The organism is Salinarimonas ramus (assembly GCF_014645695.1).
GTDB classification, from domain to species: domain Bacteria; phylum Pseudomonadota; class Alphaproteobacteria; order Rhizobiales; family Beijerinckiaceae; genus Salinarimonas; species Salinarimonas ramus.
This window is the reverse complement of sequence record NZ_BMMF01000003.1, coordinates 378,633-394,814: the sequence shown is the minus strand read 5'-3', so window position 1 is coordinate 394,814 and position 16,182 is coordinate 378,633. Positions and strand designations below refer to the sequence as shown.

At 67.2% G+C, this 16,182-nt stretch carries 14 protein-coding genes; 2 read left to right on the top strand and 12 right to left on the bottom strand.

Annotation, left to right across the window (positions count from 1 at the left end; all coding sequences use genetic code 11):
• Window positions 1-169: 169 nt before the first annotated feature.
• Genes IEX89_RS06415 through IEX89_RS06405 form a run of 3 tightly spaced genes read right to left on the bottom strand, consistent with a single transcriptional unit; the run spans window position 170 to window position 1,443 of the window.
• Window positions 170-610, bottom strand: coding sequence for a hypothetical protein (locus IEX89_RS06415; protein ID WP_188910823.1), 441 nt, complete (start codon window positions 608-610; stop codon window positions 170-172).
• A 1-nt stretch (window position 611) separates the two neighbouring features.
• Window positions 612-956 carry a helix-turn-helix domain-containing protein gene (locus IEX89_RS06410; RefSeq protein ID WP_188910821.1) on the bottom strand — a complete coding sequence of 115 codons (345 nt, stop codon included), beginning with the start codon at window positions 954-956 and terminating at the stop codon, window positions 612-614.
• 31 nt (window positions 957-987) lie between these two features.
• Window positions 988-1,443, bottom strand: a complete 456-nt coding sequence (locus IEX89_RS06405) for a hypothetical protein (RefSeq protein ID WP_244645114.1) — start codon at window positions 1,441-1,443, stop codon at window positions 988-990.
• 213 nt (window positions 1,444-1,656) lie between these two features.
• Here IEX89_RS06405 and IEX89_RS06400 point away from each other — a divergent pair, with 213 nt between their 5' ends.
• Window positions 1,657-2,301 (top strand): DUF1236 domain-containing protein, encoded by a 645-nt coding sequence (locus IEX89_RS06400; RefSeq protein ID WP_188910817.1) that lies wholly within the window; start codon window positions 1,657-1,659, stop codon window positions 2,299-2,301.
• A gap of 105 nt (window positions 2,302-2,406) precedes the next feature.
• On the opposite strand, the gene IEX89_RS06395 is transcribed toward IEX89_RS06400, so the two are convergent.
• The 9 genes from IEX89_RS06395 to IEX89_RS06355 form a co-directional block, all read right to left on the bottom strand.
• Window positions 2,407-4,614: a RelA/SpoT family protein gene (locus IEX89_RS06395; RefSeq protein ID WP_188910815.1), complete on the bottom strand. Its 2,208-nt coding sequence runs from the start codon at window positions 4,612-4,614 to the stop codon at window positions 2,407-2,409.
• Between the two features lie 148 nt (window positions 4,615-4,762).
• Window positions 4,763-6,799 carry a hypothetical protein gene (locus IEX89_RS06390; RefSeq protein ID WP_188910813.1) on the bottom strand — a complete coding sequence of 679 codons (2,037 nt, stop codon included), beginning with the start codon at window positions 6,797-6,799 and terminating at the stop codon, window positions 4,763-4,765.
• Complete coding sequence (locus IEX89_RS06385; RefSeq protein ID WP_188910811.1) at window positions 6,796-7,443, bottom strand: hypothetical protein; 648 nt, start codon at window positions 7,441-7,443, stop codon at window positions 6,796-6,798. Before IEX89_RS06385 ends, IEX89_RS06390 begins: the two co-directional genes overlap by 4 nt.
• A complete protein-coding gene (locus IEX89_RS06380) occupies window positions 7,440-9,035 on the bottom strand; it encodes a VPA1262 family N-terminal domain-containing protein (RefSeq protein WP_188910808.1) in 1,596 nt (531 codons plus the stop codon). Before IEX89_RS06380 ends, IEX89_RS06385 begins: the two co-directional genes overlap by 4 nt.
• Before the next feature lie 178 nt (window positions 9,036-9,213).
• A complete protein-coding gene (rpoZ, locus tag IEX89_RS06375; RefSeq protein WP_188910806.1) occupies window positions 9,214-9,609 on the bottom strand; it encodes a DNA-directed RNA polymerase subunit omega in 396 nt (131 codons plus the stop codon).
• A gap of 139 nt (window positions 9,610-9,748) precedes the next feature.
• A complete protein-coding gene (locus IEX89_RS06370) occupies window positions 9,749-10,093 on the bottom strand; it encodes a hypothetical protein (RefSeq protein WP_188910804.1) in 345 nt (114 codons plus the stop codon).
• 99 nt (window positions 10,094-10,192) lie between these two features.
• The gene (locus tag IEX89_RS06365; RefSeq protein ID WP_188910802.1) at window positions 10,193-11,623 is read right to left on the bottom strand and encodes a homospermidine synthase; all 1,431 of its coding nucleotides are present in this window, start codon (window positions 11,621-11,623) and stop codon (window positions 10,193-10,195) included.
• Window positions 11,624-11,780: 157 nt separating this feature from the next.
• Entirely contained in the window at window positions 11,781-13,943 is a 2,163-nt protein-coding gene (locus tag IEX89_RS06360; protein WP_188910800.1) for a methyl-accepting chemotaxis protein, read from the bottom strand.
• 284 nt (window positions 13,944-14,227) lie between these two features.
• On the bottom strand, window positions 14,228-14,983 hold the full coding sequence (locus IEX89_RS06355; RefSeq protein WP_188910798.1) for a L,D-transpeptidase: 756 nt from the start codon (window positions 14,981-14,983) through the stop codon (window positions 14,228-14,230).
• A gap of 256 nt (window positions 14,984-15,239) precedes the next feature.
• On the opposite strand from IEX89_RS06355, the gene IEX89_RS06350 reads away from it, so the two are divergent.
• The gene (locus IEX89_RS06350) at window positions 15,240-16,010 is read left to right on the top strand and encodes a protein phosphatase CheZ (RefSeq protein ID WP_188910796.1); all 771 of its coding nucleotides are present in this window, start codon (window positions 15,240-15,242) and stop codon (window positions 16,008-16,010) included.
• Window positions 16,011-16,182: the final 172 nt, after the last annotated feature.

Genomic DNA, 16,182 nt, shown 5'->3' with positions numbered 1-16,182 from the left:
GGGGCGGGGCTCCTCGAGGGCATGATTGCCCGCAGGATAGGCGACGCCCGCCCGATGTCGAGACGCCGCCGCCGGCTCTCAGCCCGCGAGCCAGCGGGCGGCGACGAGGAGGCCGCTCCCCCGCACGCGACATGCGAGTAGAAGACGCTTCTCCAGGCGGTGAGCGGCGTCAGCCCGGCTCGTCCGGGGGCGCCGAGACGATCTTGAGGGAGCCGAGCTTGATCTCGGCGCCGTCGACGACGGCTCGGACGCGCAGCCGGCTCTCCTGCTCGATCGCGAGCGGGCCGAGAACGACGTTCAATCCGATACGCACGATCGCGTCGGGAGATTCCTCCAGCTCCGCGGTGTCGCTCGGCTCGTCCCGCGTGGCTTCGACTCGTGTCTCGAACAGCAGCGTGTCGCCTGGGTCGAGCACGATGCGCAACACGATCTCGCGCGGCGGTGCAGCGCGTGGCGCATCGACCAAGGCCATGACCGCGAGCTTCGGCAGGGTGACGGGCCAAGCGTGATGCACGATCAGCTGGCCTGCATAGCATCCGATGAGCGACGTCTGCCCCGAGGCTTCGAGACGTATGTCGTCGCAGAACAGCGCCGTTCCCGCCATCCTCACCTCACCCCTCCGCCCATGCCGTCGCGATGACGCGATCGGCGGACGTCGTGCCGCTCGGCGTCGAGACACGCGACTCGAGGGTTCGTGCCGGGGGCGACGAGGTCCTCGGCGGCCGCGCACGCGCATTGGCACCCGCCGCCGCGCCGACGGGGCGCAGCTCGAGATGCGGCTCGTAGCCGAGCGCCCATGCCGTCTCGGCGAGCGACCGGACGGTGAGGTTGTCGCGCCCGAGGACGCGGCGGTTGACGACGGAGCGGTTCACCTCCAGCAGGTCCGCCACCTGCTGCTGCGTGAGCCCCCGGGTCTTCTTCTCGGCCGCGAGCGCGCCCTGGAGCTCCTCGATCACACGGGCGAGAAATCGGCTGCCGGCCCGCTTCCTAGGGTGCAAGTCGAGTCGAAACGACGTCATGCGCATCGCTCCCCTTCATATGGCCGCCGTCGATGTCGAGCTCGGCGCGCCGACGGACGACCTCGTCGACATAGCCGCGATACAGGTCGTGATCCTTGACCGTGTCCGCGAAGTTGGCGAACAGGACCACGAAGCAGTCCCTCTCCGGAAAGAAGCCGAACAGGCGCACGTCATCGGTCTTCAGCTCCCAGACGGCCTTCTGCGCGGGGCGCAGGCACTTGAACTGACGACCATGCTCCAAGGGTCTGCCTGCCACGAACCGCTCGATGAGCGCATCGACCTGCTCCACCGGGGAAAGGGCGTTGCCGATCAGCGACGACGGGCGTGTCGCCAGGTCTCTCGAAAGCCATCGCGCTACCGCAGGGGTGACGAACAGCCGACGAAAAGCCTGCTCCCGCGGTCCGAGGTCTGCATCGACCCGCAAGAGGCGTCCCGTTCGGACGTGTGCGAGGAGTGTTGGCATAAAGATCAACAGCTTGCAAGAGCAATGCGGATGGGTACCACGCCGTGCATGCTCCCGCAAATGCTCTCCTCGGGCGATCGTGGGGCAGGTGCGGACGAACGCGGCGCACCCCGGAACACCGCACCCCCGACCGCGTTCGCTCGCCCGTCAAACCAAACGGGAAGGAGAACGCTCATGCCCCGTCATCTCATGCTTCTCGCCGGCGCCGCCGCGCTCGGGTTCGCCGGCACGTTCGCGAACCCCGCCGCCGCGCAGGTCGCCGCCACCGCGACCACCGATCTCAACATGCGTGCCGGGCCGGGCCCGAACTACGAGATCGTCGACACGATCGTCGGCAACGACACGGTCACCGTCGTCGGCTGCCTGCCGTCCTCCGCCTGGTGCCGCGTGCAGTACCAGGGCACCGAGGCCTGGGCCTACGGCGACTACCTCACCGCGCAGGTGGAGAGCGCGCCCGTGATCGTCACGCAGCGCCGCGAGATCGTGCCGGAGGCGCAGTGGGATCCCGTGACCGCCACGGGTGCGGTGGCCGGCGAGATCGTCGGCTCGATCATCGGCGGGACGGTGGGCGCCGTCACCGGGGCGATCGGCGGGGCCGTCGACGGCTTCACCGCGCCGCCGCCGCCGGTGCGCACCTACGTCTACGAGAACCGCGTCGAGCCGGTCTATCTGGAGGGCGAGGTCGTCGCCGGCGCCGGCCTACCGCCGGCGGTGGGCCTGCGGCCGATCCCGGATTACGAGTACGAGTACGCCTACGTGAACGGCCAGCCGGTCCTCGTCGACCCGGCGACGCGGCGCATCGTCTACATCGTGCGCTGATCCCGTCGTGCACCGAGGCGGGCCCTCGGCCCGCCGAGCGACGCGCGCCCCAGGCCGATCCCGTCGGCTCGGGGCGTTTCGCGTCCATGCCTCACCCTACTCGCCTCAGCCGACGAGGCGCTCGACCTTCGAGATGACGCGCTTGGCCTTCAATTCGGCGATGATGCCGTTGAGGTGCTTCAGGTCCCAGACCGAGACGTCGATGATCACGTCGGTGAAGTCCGCCGTGCGGCGATGCATCGAGATGTTGTCGATGTTGCCGTCGTGATCGGCCACCACCTGCGCGATCTGGGCGAGGGATCCCGGCTCGTTGATGGTCTCGAGCTTCACGCGGGCGGGGAAGCGCTTCGTCGTGATCGCCTCGACGTCCCAGCGCACGTCGACCCAGGCCTCGGGCAGGTTCTCGAAGGCCGCGAGCGTCGGGCTCTGGATCGGGTAGATTGTCACGCCCTCGCCGGGGATGATGATGCCCACGATCCGGTCTCCCGGAACGGCGCCGCACTCGGGCGCGAAGCGCACCGGCAGATCGGCGTCGAGCCCGCGGATGGGGATGGCGTTCTTGTCGTCCGAGCCGTCCGGCAGCTTCATCTTCAACGGGTCTGCGCCGAGCGCGACCCAGCCGGCGCCCTGCGTCGCCGCCCCCGAGACCAGGCGCCCGACGTCCTTGAAGTCGGCGTAGACGGCGCGCACCACGTCGCCCGAGAACATCTCGCCCCGGCCCACGGCGGCGAGGACGTCGTCCACCGAGGTGCGCGCGAGGCGCGGCAGGGCAGCCTTCAGCTTCTCCTCGGAGAAGGCCTTGCCGGCCCGCTCGAAGGCGCGCTCCAGGATCTGCAGGCCGAGCCCGGCATATTGCTTGCGCACCGCGGCGCGCGTGGTGCGCCGGATGGCGGCGCGCGCCTTGCCGGTGACGACGAGGCTCTCCCACGCCGCCGGCGGGACCTGGTTGCCGCCCGCGCGCACGATCTCCACCTCGTCGCCGTTGGCGAGCTCGGTCAGGAGCGGGGCCATGCGCCCGTTGATCTTGGCGCCCACCGCCGTGTTGCCGACGTCGGTGTGGACGGCGTATGCGAAGTCGATGGGCGTCGCCCCGCGCGGCAGGGCGATGAGGCGGCCCTTGGGCGTGAAGCAGAAGACCTGATCGTGGAAGAGCTCGAGCCGCGTGTGCTCGAGGAAGTCCTCCGGGTTGTCGCCCTCCGCCAGCAGGTCGATGGTGCGCCGCAGCCATTGATAGGCTCGGCTCTCGCTGAGCGGCTTGGCCTCCTTGGCGCTCTCGCGCGCGGGGTCCTTGTAGAGCGCGTGCGCGGCGATGCCGTATTCCGCCACCTCGTCCATGCCGCGGGTGCGGATCTGCAGCTCCACGCGCTGGTGGCCGGGGCCGACCACGGTGGTGTGGATCGAGCGGTAGTCGTTCTGCTTGGGCGTCGAGATGTAGTCCTTGAAGCGCCCGGGAACCATCGGCCAGGTGGAGTGCACGAGGCCGAGCGCGCCGTAGCAGGCGTCCACGGTGTCGACGAGGATGCGAAAGCCGAAGATGTCGGAGAGCTGCTCGAAGGCGACCGACTTGCGCTCCATCTTCTTCCAGATGGAGTACGCGCGCTTGCGCCGCCCCTTCACGCCCGCGCGCAAGCCCTTGCCCGACAGTCGCGTCTCGAGATCGCGCGCGATCTCCTCGACGAGGCGCTCGTTCTTGGCCGACAGCGTCTCGAGCCGCTTGGTGATGGTCTCGTACGCCTCCGGGCGCAGGTGGCTGAAGGCGAGATCCTCCAGCTCCTCGCGCATCTCCTGCATGCCCATGCGCCCGGCGAGCGGCGCGTAGATGTCGAGCGTCTCCTCGGCGATGCGCGCGCGCTTCTCGGCGGGCATGAAGTGGAGCGTGCGCATGTTGTGCAGGCGGTCCGCGAGCTTCACGAGCAGCACACGGATGTCCTGGGCGATGGCGAGCAGCAGCTTGCGGAAGTTCTCGCCCTGCGCCGCACGCTTGGAGACGAGGTCGAGGCGCTTGAGCTTGGTGAGCCCGTCGACGAGGGCGCCGATCTCGGGCCCGAAGGTCTCGTGGATCTCGTCGAGGGTCGCCTCCGTGTCCTCCACCGTGTCGTGCAGCACTGCGGCGACGATGGTCGCGTCGTCGAGGCGCATGTCGGTGAGGATGGCGGCCACCTCGAGCGGATGCGCGAAGAAGGGATCGCCCGAGGCGCGAACCTGCGTCCCGTGCGCGCGCATGGCGTAGATGTAGGCCCGGTTGAGCAGGGCCTCGTCGGTGGCGGGGTTGTAGCGCTTGACCCGCTCGAGCAGCTCGTACTGACGCATCATGCGCGTGAGGGACCTCCGGGCACGCGCCGACCGTGCGCGTGCATGCATGCCCTAAGATGAGCGTTTTCGCGGGCGCTGAACAGGGCCGTGTGGCGAATTGACGGGATGCGGCCGGGGAATGGGGGAGGGGGCGGGGCGCCTCTTCGGCCTATGGGCTTGATTGCCCCCCAGCAGCTGCGCCGGCGATGAAACCTTCGAGGTCGATTTTCCGGGCGTGCTCGATCGCGTTCAGCCGTTCGGCCTGATCGACGAGTCGTTCGAGCCGAATGCCAACGCTGTTCAGCTCGCGCGCGATCCGCTCGTGCGAAGCACCATTCACGCGGAGCATTTGCAAGCTTTGGAAGAAGGACCGGCTGACCTCGCAGCGCTCGCAGATCATATCCCCGACCGTCGGCCTATCTGTTTCTGCCAACGGAGCGGCAAAAGTGTTCTGTGCCGCGTAGCCCATCTCGTAGAGAAATCTCCGAACGCAGAGTTGGTCGTGGAGATATTCAATATCTTTACGACTAACAGGATCAATCGCCAGCATCTCACGAATCGCGTCATGCAGATTCGCGAAGAGAGTAAGCGCTACCGCGTGTCGGTCTGTGAAGATGATCGACTGGCGGGCATCTTGGACATAATCGACGAGATTTATGCCGAGCGCGATGACGAAACGGATCGTCTCTGATGCTCGCCTTATGTAGTCTTGATATGCGTCGCCGTCCGTCCGAAAAGCGTTGCCGTGCTCGGCGATCTCACGCAAGACCAGCGTGCGGCGCCATAGGTCCGCAAACGTGGCCACGACGTCCTTGTCGAACAAGGCTCTTGCCAACACCCGTGTTCCGAACGCGTCTGCCCGTTTGCCCCAAATCACGAATAATGACGGCAGCTCCCGCATGCGTCGGCCGTTTTCACCTTCGAGGAAGTGCTCGGGCTCGTCGGGCAGCACCTGAAAGATAAGATCTCGCCGGGGGGCGGTGCGGTCATGCTCGAGAGATGAAAGAATGCGTACGGCTTCGACGCACAACTCGTCTTCCGGTGGAACGTCCGGCGGCCTCATGTTCGACCACAAGCCCGCCTCCGCCGACCGCGTCGCGGCCCTGATCACCAGCCAGGCCGGGCGGGCGCGGCTCTCGGCATTGTCGGGGAACGGAACTCGCTCGTCTTCGAGCTGCGACATCGCCGATCGGAAGAGCCAACCGCTCCAGCGGAGCGCGGCGGGTGCGCCATCGGATCGTGCCAGAATCGCCGCCACGACCTGTTCGGCGAGTTCCGCAAGTACCTTATCCCGGTGCTCTAGTAGGTCGTCGCGTCCTGCGGGACGGCCTACCTCAGAGCGCATCGCATGCTGAGCTGTCAGCAACAGCAAGGGTAACAACACTCGGCCGTTCCACGCACCGTCGGCTTCGAAGGCAGGCATCGCAGCTTCGATCAGTCGCAACCAATTGGCGAAACGCCGGCTCGGGTCCAGCGCGCCGTACTGCAACACAAGTGCGGGCTGATACGGATTGCCGAACTCCTCGATCAGCTCGGCAGCGAAGGCGGTGTCGACCTCAAAGAGAAGATCAAAAATGTGCTGATCGTCACGACACGGCATGATGTGTCCGAGCGCGTGCAACCCGAACCAAATCTCCTTCAGCTCCGGCTTGCTGCGCCAATGCAGCCCCATTTCAACTAAGGTGTCCTGATCGCGTAGCGTAAAGGCTTTGCCGTACTTCTCAGGCTGGCGTACTATCGCACGCGCAACCGTGCGGATGTCCTCTCGAAGCGCGGGTCGCTTCGATACCCGACGTCTGATTAAGTCGACAAGCACGCGCCGCGCCACAGGGTCGTTCTCGATGATCCTTCCGACGAGCTGCCAGTGCTTGACGTTAGGGCGGCTGCAGAACAATTTACCAGCGGCTTCCGCCAGGATTGCGCCAGTCATGGACACGCCGTTATGGGCATCGTCCTGCAGGATGACCGCGACGACATCTGTGAGGTTGTCGGCATCGAGCCAGGCGCAAAGCTGATCTTGCTTCGGTAAGTTCGGCGACTCGTTCTTTTTGGCTCTTGCGAGAAGCCTTTCGGCATGCTTCCGGGCACTCCTGACCGCCGCTTCACGCCAGGGTGCGTCTAGGTACTGCGCAACCGTCGCATCTGCCGTTCTGCGATAGCGGCCCGGATATCCGTTCTCCTCATTTTCTTCCTCTGGCCATCTCATGACGGTCGCTCTGACATGTTCCAAATCCGGTCAAAGTAGTCGACTGCCCCGGTTTCAAGCGCTGACCAGCCATGGCTGAAGGCGTTGACCTCATGGTGAGTACCGCCGACGTTTGCACCCCAATGCCAGAGTTCGTCATCGATCAGGGCGAATCGATCATGCGGCAGGCGCGCGCCGCCTCTCACCCCTGGAATGACGCGGACCTCAATCTTGAAAGCGGCTCTGTTATGTAACGGACCGCGCCGTGTATTCTGCAGATCCCGAAATCCTTTAATCTGATCGAGATATCCGTCTTTTTTCGATGTGAGCAGGCGTACGTCATCCGCGGTAGTGTGGAGGAATGCTTGATAAAATGTCTGCATAAAATTCGCTTTGTTAGCATCGATTAACTTCAGGAGAAAACAATCAACCAGCCAGATACGTATTTGGGCACTATTTAGTGCCGATATAAAATACTGCGATGAAGTACCAAACTCGCCTAACCCGAATCGCCAATTTTCTTCGTCTCGAGACGGGAAGCGATGAAGGTCGACGGGTGCATAGCCGCTATCCAGGGACGGCCACCGGAGCTTTGGTTCGAAAGCACGCGGCGCTTCGGTCAATTGCGCGGCCTTCACCTGCAAAATGGGCGGACCGAGCGTCATTTCTTCGCGTCCTCGATCGGTGCCGGCTGCGCCTGATCGAACAGACGCTCCAGCCGTTCGAGAGCGCTGCTCGGGTCCGGCAGCTTCAGTATCACGCTGGCGCGCTCACCGATGTTGTTGAGGGAGTTACCGGAAAGCCATACATCGCCCCCAATCACTAGGAAGCGGTCGTGAAGCGGTGGTGACTTCCCTCCGCGCAAAATCCTGATCTTCGGCGGTGGAACTCCGCGCTCGGCGAAACTCTGTAGCGCATTTCTTAGGCTGGCTCGCATCTTCTCATCATTTTTGAAGGCTAAGCGAGATGTCAGTAAGCGAAGCTGAATCTCTCTCCGCGAAATGAAATGTCCGAAATCGAAAAGATCCTTTCCGTCTGCATAAGGATCTACAATAAATACGTCAGTTTGCGCTCGCCCTATTTGTTCACGAATGAAACGAACGGCGGCTTCACGGTTATCGAACCACTGAAGCCCCTGCTGCTTTGCGAGCCGCTGGCGGCGGCGCTTCGCCGAAGCATGATAAAAGCGCGTTGTGGGATCGCGATCTGTAACGCTCTCTCCCTCAAGGCGGATGACGCCATTACTCGCGAGTGTCACTTCGTCGATGTCGTGCGTGACAGAGGGAGCATTCTTGCGGCGTCCATCCCGTGTGTTGATTCGAACACGACGGTTGACCATGTTCATGTTTAGCCCAATGGAACGCAGGTATGGAAGCGCCTTCTGCTGATCGACGAGACCGCGCTCGGCATGCGACAGCGCGTGGCCCGTATGCTCCAGTTGGCCCATCGCCGAGACAATCATCAAATTTTCGCTCACCGGGAAGCTCTTGAATAGATGCATGGCACCGAACCGCTCCTCAAAGAGCGTTAGGGTCAAGCCAAGCAGCGAACGACCACGGCGCGGGAGAACTTCTCCCACGAGATGCTCCCTGCCGTCGGCATCACGCGCCATGAAGGTGCGGACAGCTCGTATATCCGGATCTGGGACGATGAGGACTGCGCCGCCGACCAACTCGTCATGCTCGCCGATGTCGAAATGTATTCGTCGTCGAAGCCAGCTTCTCGCTTCTGCGTCGGCGATAACACGGTCCAACAGCGGGGACAGGTCGGCGAGCTGACGGTGCACGCGGGAAGGTCGAGCTCCCGACCCGAGGAACGGAGTCGGATAGAGATCCTCTGCGCTGCCGAACAAAGACGGATCCGCGAGCGGCGTCGAGAGCGATGGCCACTTCGGCTCGTCCGACATCAGGAACGTTTGCAGCGCTGTTCCGTCGTGACGCCCCTTGTCGGCTTCATGCTGCGGTATGGGCAAGGTCGCCTTATGCTTCAGCGCCCGGTACCAATCCACCGCATTTGCCGCATCCATCGCAACGCGCCGAAATGCGAGGTCGAGATTGGCGTCTCTGGCGCGAAATACATGAGGCACATCATTCTTTCGCAGCGGCGTGCTGTCGGGCCTCGGTCGACTCTCCGTCACCAATTCGACGCTGGCAAATAATAGGTACGGGTATCCGTTGCTGGACCGGTCACGGATGGTCGCTAAACGGACAATCGCGCTGTGGTAGCCTTCGATATCAATGGTCTGAATCTCGCCCACGTGATGCCCTCCCAGCGTCGGAGAGCATAAGGTGTTCGACTGGCGAATTGAACTAGAAATTGGACTTGATGATGGTACGAAGCGCCGCCTTGAGCAACGCTGTCGGCTCTGGCGCTCCTGACCACTGCTGCAAGCCCGCTGGCCGTTCGGCCAGAACTCCTCACTTATGCGCGCGCCCTCACCCCTCGTCGTCGTCCGTCTGGGCCGGGGGCTGGAGGCCTTCCAGGCCGCGCAGGAGGTCTTCCTCGGACATGCGGTCGAAGGTGACCTCGCCGTCGTCGCCGCCGGAGCCTTCCGCGGCGGGGGCGCCGATCATCGGCACGGCCTCGGCCTCGGGCTCGTCGACCTCGACGTACTTCTGCATGGAATGGATGAGCTGCTCGCGCAGGTCGTCGGGACGCACGGTCTCGTCGGCGACCTCGCGCAGGGCGACGACGGGGTTCTTGTCGCGGTCGCGGTCGATCGTCAGGGGAGCGCCCGACGAGATCATGCGGGCGCGATGGCTGGCGAGGAGGACCAGCTCGAAACGATTCTCGACCTTGTCGATGCAGTCTTCGACGGTCACGCGAGCCATGGGCGGCTCCTTCCGATGGGCTGGCCGGCGGGGCGCGCCGGTTTCACGGATTGCGGGCGAAGGCGGGTCGATACAGCACGACGGGCCGGTTTGCAAGAGCGTCCCGGGCCTCACGCACCTCTCGGGCCTCGCGCTCCTCTCACGCCTCGCGCTCCTTGGCGCCGCGCCCGGCGAGGCGCACGAAGAACCCGAGCCCGTCCTGCGCGGGAAGCGGCGAGAGGCTCGCCACGTGCCCCTTGCGCCTGGCCTCGAGCAGCGTGCGGCCCACGGGCTGGAACAAGGTCTCCCCGGCGCCGGGGATGGGCGCCGCGATCCGCACGGCGACCGAGATCGCCTCCCCGAAACGCGAGCGCTCGATCAGCTCGGCGAGAGAGGCCTCCGCGGCGGGGCGGGCGACGCCGCGCAGGTCGAGCACCGTGTCGGCCTGGGCGAGCCCGTGAGAGCCGCGCAGCTTGTCCGCGTAGTGAGGGTCGAAATGGGGCATCCGCGTCGGGCTCCGGGTCCGCTCCCTCGAATATGGGCGCGGACCCGGGCCGTGTCATCCCGCCGGCAGTGGCCTCGCGGGGGATATGTCGCGCGCGCGTCAGCGCACGAGGATGTTGCGGAAGAGCCAGGGGTCGGTCGTGTCGATGTCCTCGGGGAAGAGGCCCGGGCGGCCGTCGAGCGGGGTCCAGTCCGTATAGACGCCCACGACCGGCCCGAGATAGGGCGTCTGCACCGCGAGGCAGCGCTCGTAGTCCATTTCGTCCGCCTCGACGATGCCGGCCTGCGGGTTCTCCAGCGCCCAGACCATGCCGGCGAGGACTGCGGAGGTCACCTGCAGGCCCGTCGCGTTCTGATAGGGGGCGATGCGCCGCGTCTCCTCGATGGAGAGCTGCGAGCCGTACCAGTAGGCGTTCTTGCCGTGGCCGTAGAGCAGCACGCCGAGCTCGTCGATGCCGTCCACGATCTCGTGCTCGTCGAGGATGTGGAAGGTCTCCTGCGCCACGCCGCCGGCGCCGAACATCTCGTGCAGCGAGAGCACGGCGTCGTTGGCCGGATGGTAGGCGTAATGGCAGGTGGGACGGTAGGCGACGGCCTCGCCCTCGCGGACGGTGAAGTAGTCCGCGATCGAGATCGACTCGTTGTGGGTGACGAGGAAGCCGTATTGCGCCTGGGCGGTCGGCGTCCAGGAGCGCACGCGGGTGTTCGCGCCCGGCTGGAGCAGGTAGATCGCCGCGCCGCAGCCCGTCTCGTGGGAGCGGGCGTTGTCGGGCTTCCAGGTCTCGTGCGTGCCCCAGCCGAGCTCCGCCGGCTGCAGGCCCTCGGAGACGAAGCCCTCGACGGACCAGGTGTTGATGAACACGCCCTGGGGCTTGGGATCGCGGGCGCGCTGGGTGTCGCGCTCGGCGATGTGGATGCCCTTGACGCCCGCCTCGCGCATCAGCGCGGCCCAGGCCTCGCGGGAGGCGGGCTTCTCGAAGGCGATGCCGAGATCGGTTGCGACGTTGACGAGCGCCTGCTTCACGAACCAGGAGACCATGCCCGGATTGGCGCCGCAGCAGGAGACGGCCGTCGTGCCGCCGGGATTGGCGCGGCGCTCGGCGAGCACCGTCTCGCGCAGGGCGTAGTTGGTGCGCGCCTCAGGGCCGGCGTCCTTGTCGAAATAGAAGCCCTTCCACGGCTCGACCACGGTGTCGATGTAGAGGGCGCCCAGCTCGCGGCACAGCCGCATCAGGTCGAGCGAGGAGGTGTCGACGGAGAGGTTCACGCAAAAGCCCTGTCCGCCGCCCTTGGTCAGCAGCGGCGTGAGCAGCTCGCGATAATTCTCGCGGGTGACCTCGGCGTGGACGAAGGCGATGCCGCGATCGTCGAGCAGCGCGCGGTCCGCGTCGTTCGGGTCGACGACGGTGAAGCGCTCCTTGTCGAAGGTGAAGTGCCGCTCGATCAGGGGTAGCGTCCCCTTGCCGATCGAGCCGAAGCCGATCATCACGATCGGGCCGGTGATCTCGCCATGCACGGGCCAAACGGTCATCGCGCGCTCTCTCCTCAGGGGTGCGGGGAAGGCCTCCGCGGGAACGGGAGCGCGAACCTTTAGTTCGTGCGCCGCGCGCGTCAACGGCGCGCGGCGCCACGTCAGGACGAAAGTCCGCAGGCGGGCGCCGTCGCCGCGCCCGTCGGAGCCGCGCGGATCAGGCCGCGGCGACCTCGTCGAGGAAGCGGCGGATGCGCTGGTCGAGGAGCGTCGTCTGCTCGCGCACGACGCCCGTGGCGCGCACCACGCGCTCGGCCGCCTCGTCGGTGGAGACCACCACGGTGCGGACCTCCTCGATGCCCTCGCTGACGCCGGCGGCGCCCTCGCGCGCGCCCTCCGCGCTCGCGGCGATGGTCTGCGTCGCCGCCGACTGCTCCTCGATGGCGCTCGCCACCGAGGTCATGGCGGTGGCGATCTCCGCCACCCGGGTCTTGATGGAGGCGACGGCGCCCACCGCGTTGCGGGTGGCGTCGCGCATGGAGGCGATCTGGCTCGAGATCTCCTCCGTCGCCTTCGCCGTCTGCGAGGCGAGGGACTTCACCTCCGCGGCGACGACGGCGAAGCCCTTGCCGGCGGCGCCGGCGCGGGCGGCCTCGATGGTCGCGTTGAGCGCGAGCAGGTTCGTCTGCTCCGCCACCGAGTCGATCATGGTGACGATCTCGCCGATGCGCTGGGCGTTCTCTTCCAGCGAGGCGACGACCTCGCTCGTGGAGGCGGCGTGGTCGTTGGTCTCGTTGGTGACCGAGGCCGAGCGGCTGATGAGCCCGGCGATCTCGGCGATGGAGTTCGAGAGCTGCTCGGCCGAGACCGCGACGTCGCGCACCGAGCCGCCGGCCGCGCCGGCCGCGCCCGCCACGCGCTCGGAGCCGCCGCGCGCGCTCTCGGCGAGGCGGGCCATGTCCTGCGAGGCGGCCGAGAGGGCCTCCGCCTCGCCGCCGAGTGTGCGCAGCGCCTCGCCCACGGCCTGCTCGAGATCCGAGGCGAGGGCGCGCATGGCGCGCTTGCGGGCTTCGTCCTCGCGGGCGCGGGCCTCGCGCTCCTCTTCCTCGCGGGCGGCGGCGTCGGCCTGGACGCGGTCGCGGATGCCGGCGACCGCGCGGGCGATCTCGCCGATCTCGTCGCGGCGATCGTCGCCGACGATCCGGCCCTCGCCGCCCGTCTCGCTGCCGTCGGCGATGGCGCGCAGCGCCGCCGCGAGGGAGGCGATGGGCTTGGCGATGGAGCGCCCGATGAGGAGCGCGAGGACGAGGGCGCCGCCGAGCAGGGCGAGCGTCGCGACGAGGATGCCGTTTCGCGTCTGCGTCACGCGGGCGAGCGCCTCGTCCGCCTCCTGCTCGGTGACGAGCGAGAGCGGCACGTCGAGGAGGTCGAGCGGCCGCTTGTCGGCGAAGCGCTCCTCGCCGCCCTCCACGTAGTCGAAGCCGCCGGTGGCCGCCTCGATCACGGCCGGGCGGCCGAGCGGGGCGAGGATCGAGGGCTCGCTCGAAAGCGGACGCTGTGAGCGAAGCAGCCCGTCCGCGCCGACGATGTAGCTCTCTCCGGTCTCGCCGAGACCCGTGCGGTCGGCGACGACCGTGCCGAGGCTCCGCGCCGCGATCCGGTAGACGAGAACGCCCTCGACGACCATGCCGTCCGGCGAGACCACCGCGCGGGCGAGGAAGGCGGAGGGCTCGCCGCCCGCCGGCGAATAGGGCGCGAAGTCCACGGCCGCGGTACGGGCCGTGAAGAGGCCGTCGACGGCCTGCGCACGCGCCATCGCCTCCGCGTGGGCGAGCGCGAGGCCCGTGGTCGCGAGCGCCTCGTCGGCGACGTTGCCGGCGAAGTCGCCGTGCTTCGCCGCGGAGTAGACGACGTCGCCCTCGGGCGTCAGCACCAGGATGTCCGCATAGCCGCGATCGGCCATGATGGCGCGAAACGACGTGTGCACGCCCTCGTGCCGCCAGGCGTAGAGCGTGCGCTCGCCCTGGCCGGTGAGCGCCATGCGCTCCTCGACGGTCTCGGGCGTGGTGAAATAGGCGATGAAGCGCTCGCGCTCCTGGGGATTGAGGAAGTAGGCGTCCTTGAGCTCGCCCAGCGCAGAGCGCACGACGACGTTGGCCGAGAGCGCCTCGATGTCGCGCACGGTGGCGTCGAGGGCGGTCTGCAAAGCGGCGGCACGCGAGGTCGAGATCAAGGCCAGCCGCTCTCGGCTCGCTTCCGTGAGGGCCGCGTGGGCGCTGCGATAGGCGATGAAGCCGACGGCCGCGCTCGAGAGGAGCGCCATGGCGGCCACGGTCACCGTGATGACGGCTTGCAGGCCGAACGCACGAACTCTTCGCATCTGCGATCTCGCTTACGTAAAGAAAGGTGAGCAGACATTCGGAGCCCGGCCGTGAACAATTGGTTTCTCCGCGTGCCACGGCCTGTGCAAAACCGCGCAATACGTGTGGTGCACCATGCGCCGAGGCCGCTTCGGAACGGGCGGGGACCGGCCGGCCCGGATCCGCGCCGCTCTGCTCAGCACCCATGCGAAAGCGCCCGCGACGAGGGCGTCGCGGGCGCTTTCATACAAATTGGCTTTTGGCACGCCGCCCGCTTCGGACCGGCGCACCCGATCTCACACGATCACAGCACCACCACCCGGGTCCCCACCCGCACCCGCTGGTACAGGTCGATGACGTCGTCGTTCATCATGCGGATGCAGCCCGACGACATGGCGCGGCCGATGGAGCCGGGCTCGTTCGTGCCGTGGATGCGATAGAGCGTATTGCCGAGATAGAGCGCGCGGGCGCCGAGCGGGTTCGAGGGGCCGCCGGGCATGAAGGCGGGAAGCTCCGGCTGGCGACGGCGCATCGCGGCGGGCGGGCGCCAATCGGGCCATTGTGCCTTGCGGGTGATGCGCTCCGTGCCGCGCCAGGAGAATCCCTCACGGCCGACGCCGACGCCGTAGCGCAGAGCCGTGCCGCCCTCCTGCACGAGGAAGAGGAACTTGTTGCGCGTGTCCACCACGACGGTGCCCGGCGCGTGCGGGCCGTCGTAGGAGACGGTCTGGCGACGATAGACGTCGGCGACGGCGCCACCGCCGGGCGTCACCGCCGCGAGCCGGGGCGCCTCGCGACGGGGTGCCGGCGCGGCGCGGCGGGTCTCGACGGGCGGAGCGGCGCGGGCATGCCCACCGGCCGCCGGCGGCGGCGCGGCGTAGCGAACGCCCGCCGCGGCGCGTTGGGGCGTGGGATCGCGCCCCGTCAAGAGAAGCTCGATGAAGCCGCCGCCGAGATCCTGCGCCTGTGCTTGCGGCGCGGGCGCGCCGAGCGCCAGCGCGACGGCGAGCGCGGCGAGGAGGGCGCCCTCCCGCAGGCGCCGCGTGACCTGTCCGAACATGGTCTTCGTCTCCCTGTCCTGTCCCCGGCGGACGGCCCGAGGCCCCCGCCCACGGCCAGAGCCAAGGCTTCGAACGCTTGATTGTTCGTGGATGCACGCGATCTCGTTGGGCTTAACCTTAAGCTAGCCTCCAGGAACGTGGTGAACGGGAGTGCGCATCCCGATGTCCCGCGCATCGCCCGTCGTTCACGTTATCCTAAACCTTGCCGAATAATCCTGCGGTCGATCCCCTCCACCAGAGCAGCGTCGGCGACCGATGTCCTTCTCCCAAAAGCGCTACCGCATCGAGGAAACACTCCGGCACGAGCCGATCACCGTGCCGCCGGTGCTGAACGGCGGGGGCGGCTGCGCGGCGCCCGCCGTCGGAGGCGGGCCGGGGTGCTCCGATCCGCGCCTCGCGCACATCATCGAGGCCATCGGCGAATTGCGGCAGTTCCTCGACCCGTCGCAGAGGCTCGCCTCGGACGTGATCGACGCCTATCGCAAGGAGATCACCGAGGTCTACGCGCTGCGTCAGGAGATCGACCTGATGAAGGCGGCGATCACGCAGACCAAGCGCGAGATCGCCTCGCTCTACAAGTCGGATGAGGAGGGCAAGGGCATGCGCCGGGTCGCCGGCGAGCTCGACGCGGTCGTCTCCGCCACCGAGGAGGCGACGGGCTCCATCCTGTCGGGCCTCGAGGACATCGAGGCCCACGCCAACATGCTGCGGGCGTCGGGCGGCAGCGGCGCCAGCGACGAGATCGGGGCGATCCTCGACCGCGTGGTCTCCATGTACGAGGCCTGCAACTTCCAGGACCTGACCGGCCAGCGCATCACCAAGATCGTCAACGTGCTCAAGTTCGTCGAGGAGCGCCTCGACAAGATGATCGACGTCTGGGGCGGGCTCGACGCCTTCCAGGAGCTGATCCAGCACGAGGCCATCGCGCCGGCGGTGGACGACGAGAAGGCGCTGCTCAACGGGCCGAAGCTCGAGGAGGACGCCGGGCACGTCTCGCAGGACGACATCGACAGCCTGTTCGACTGATCGCATCGGAGAGAACCGGAGGGCCGGCGCGATCCGGCCTTGACGCGCGGCGCCCGATCGCGCATATGCGAGCGACTTCCGGCCGGGCTCGCCCGGCCTCATCGGTTTTGGCGGCTCAGGACGCGGGCGTGCGCGCCCCCTTCGGCCGCGACGAGGCTCAGAGGACGAACCC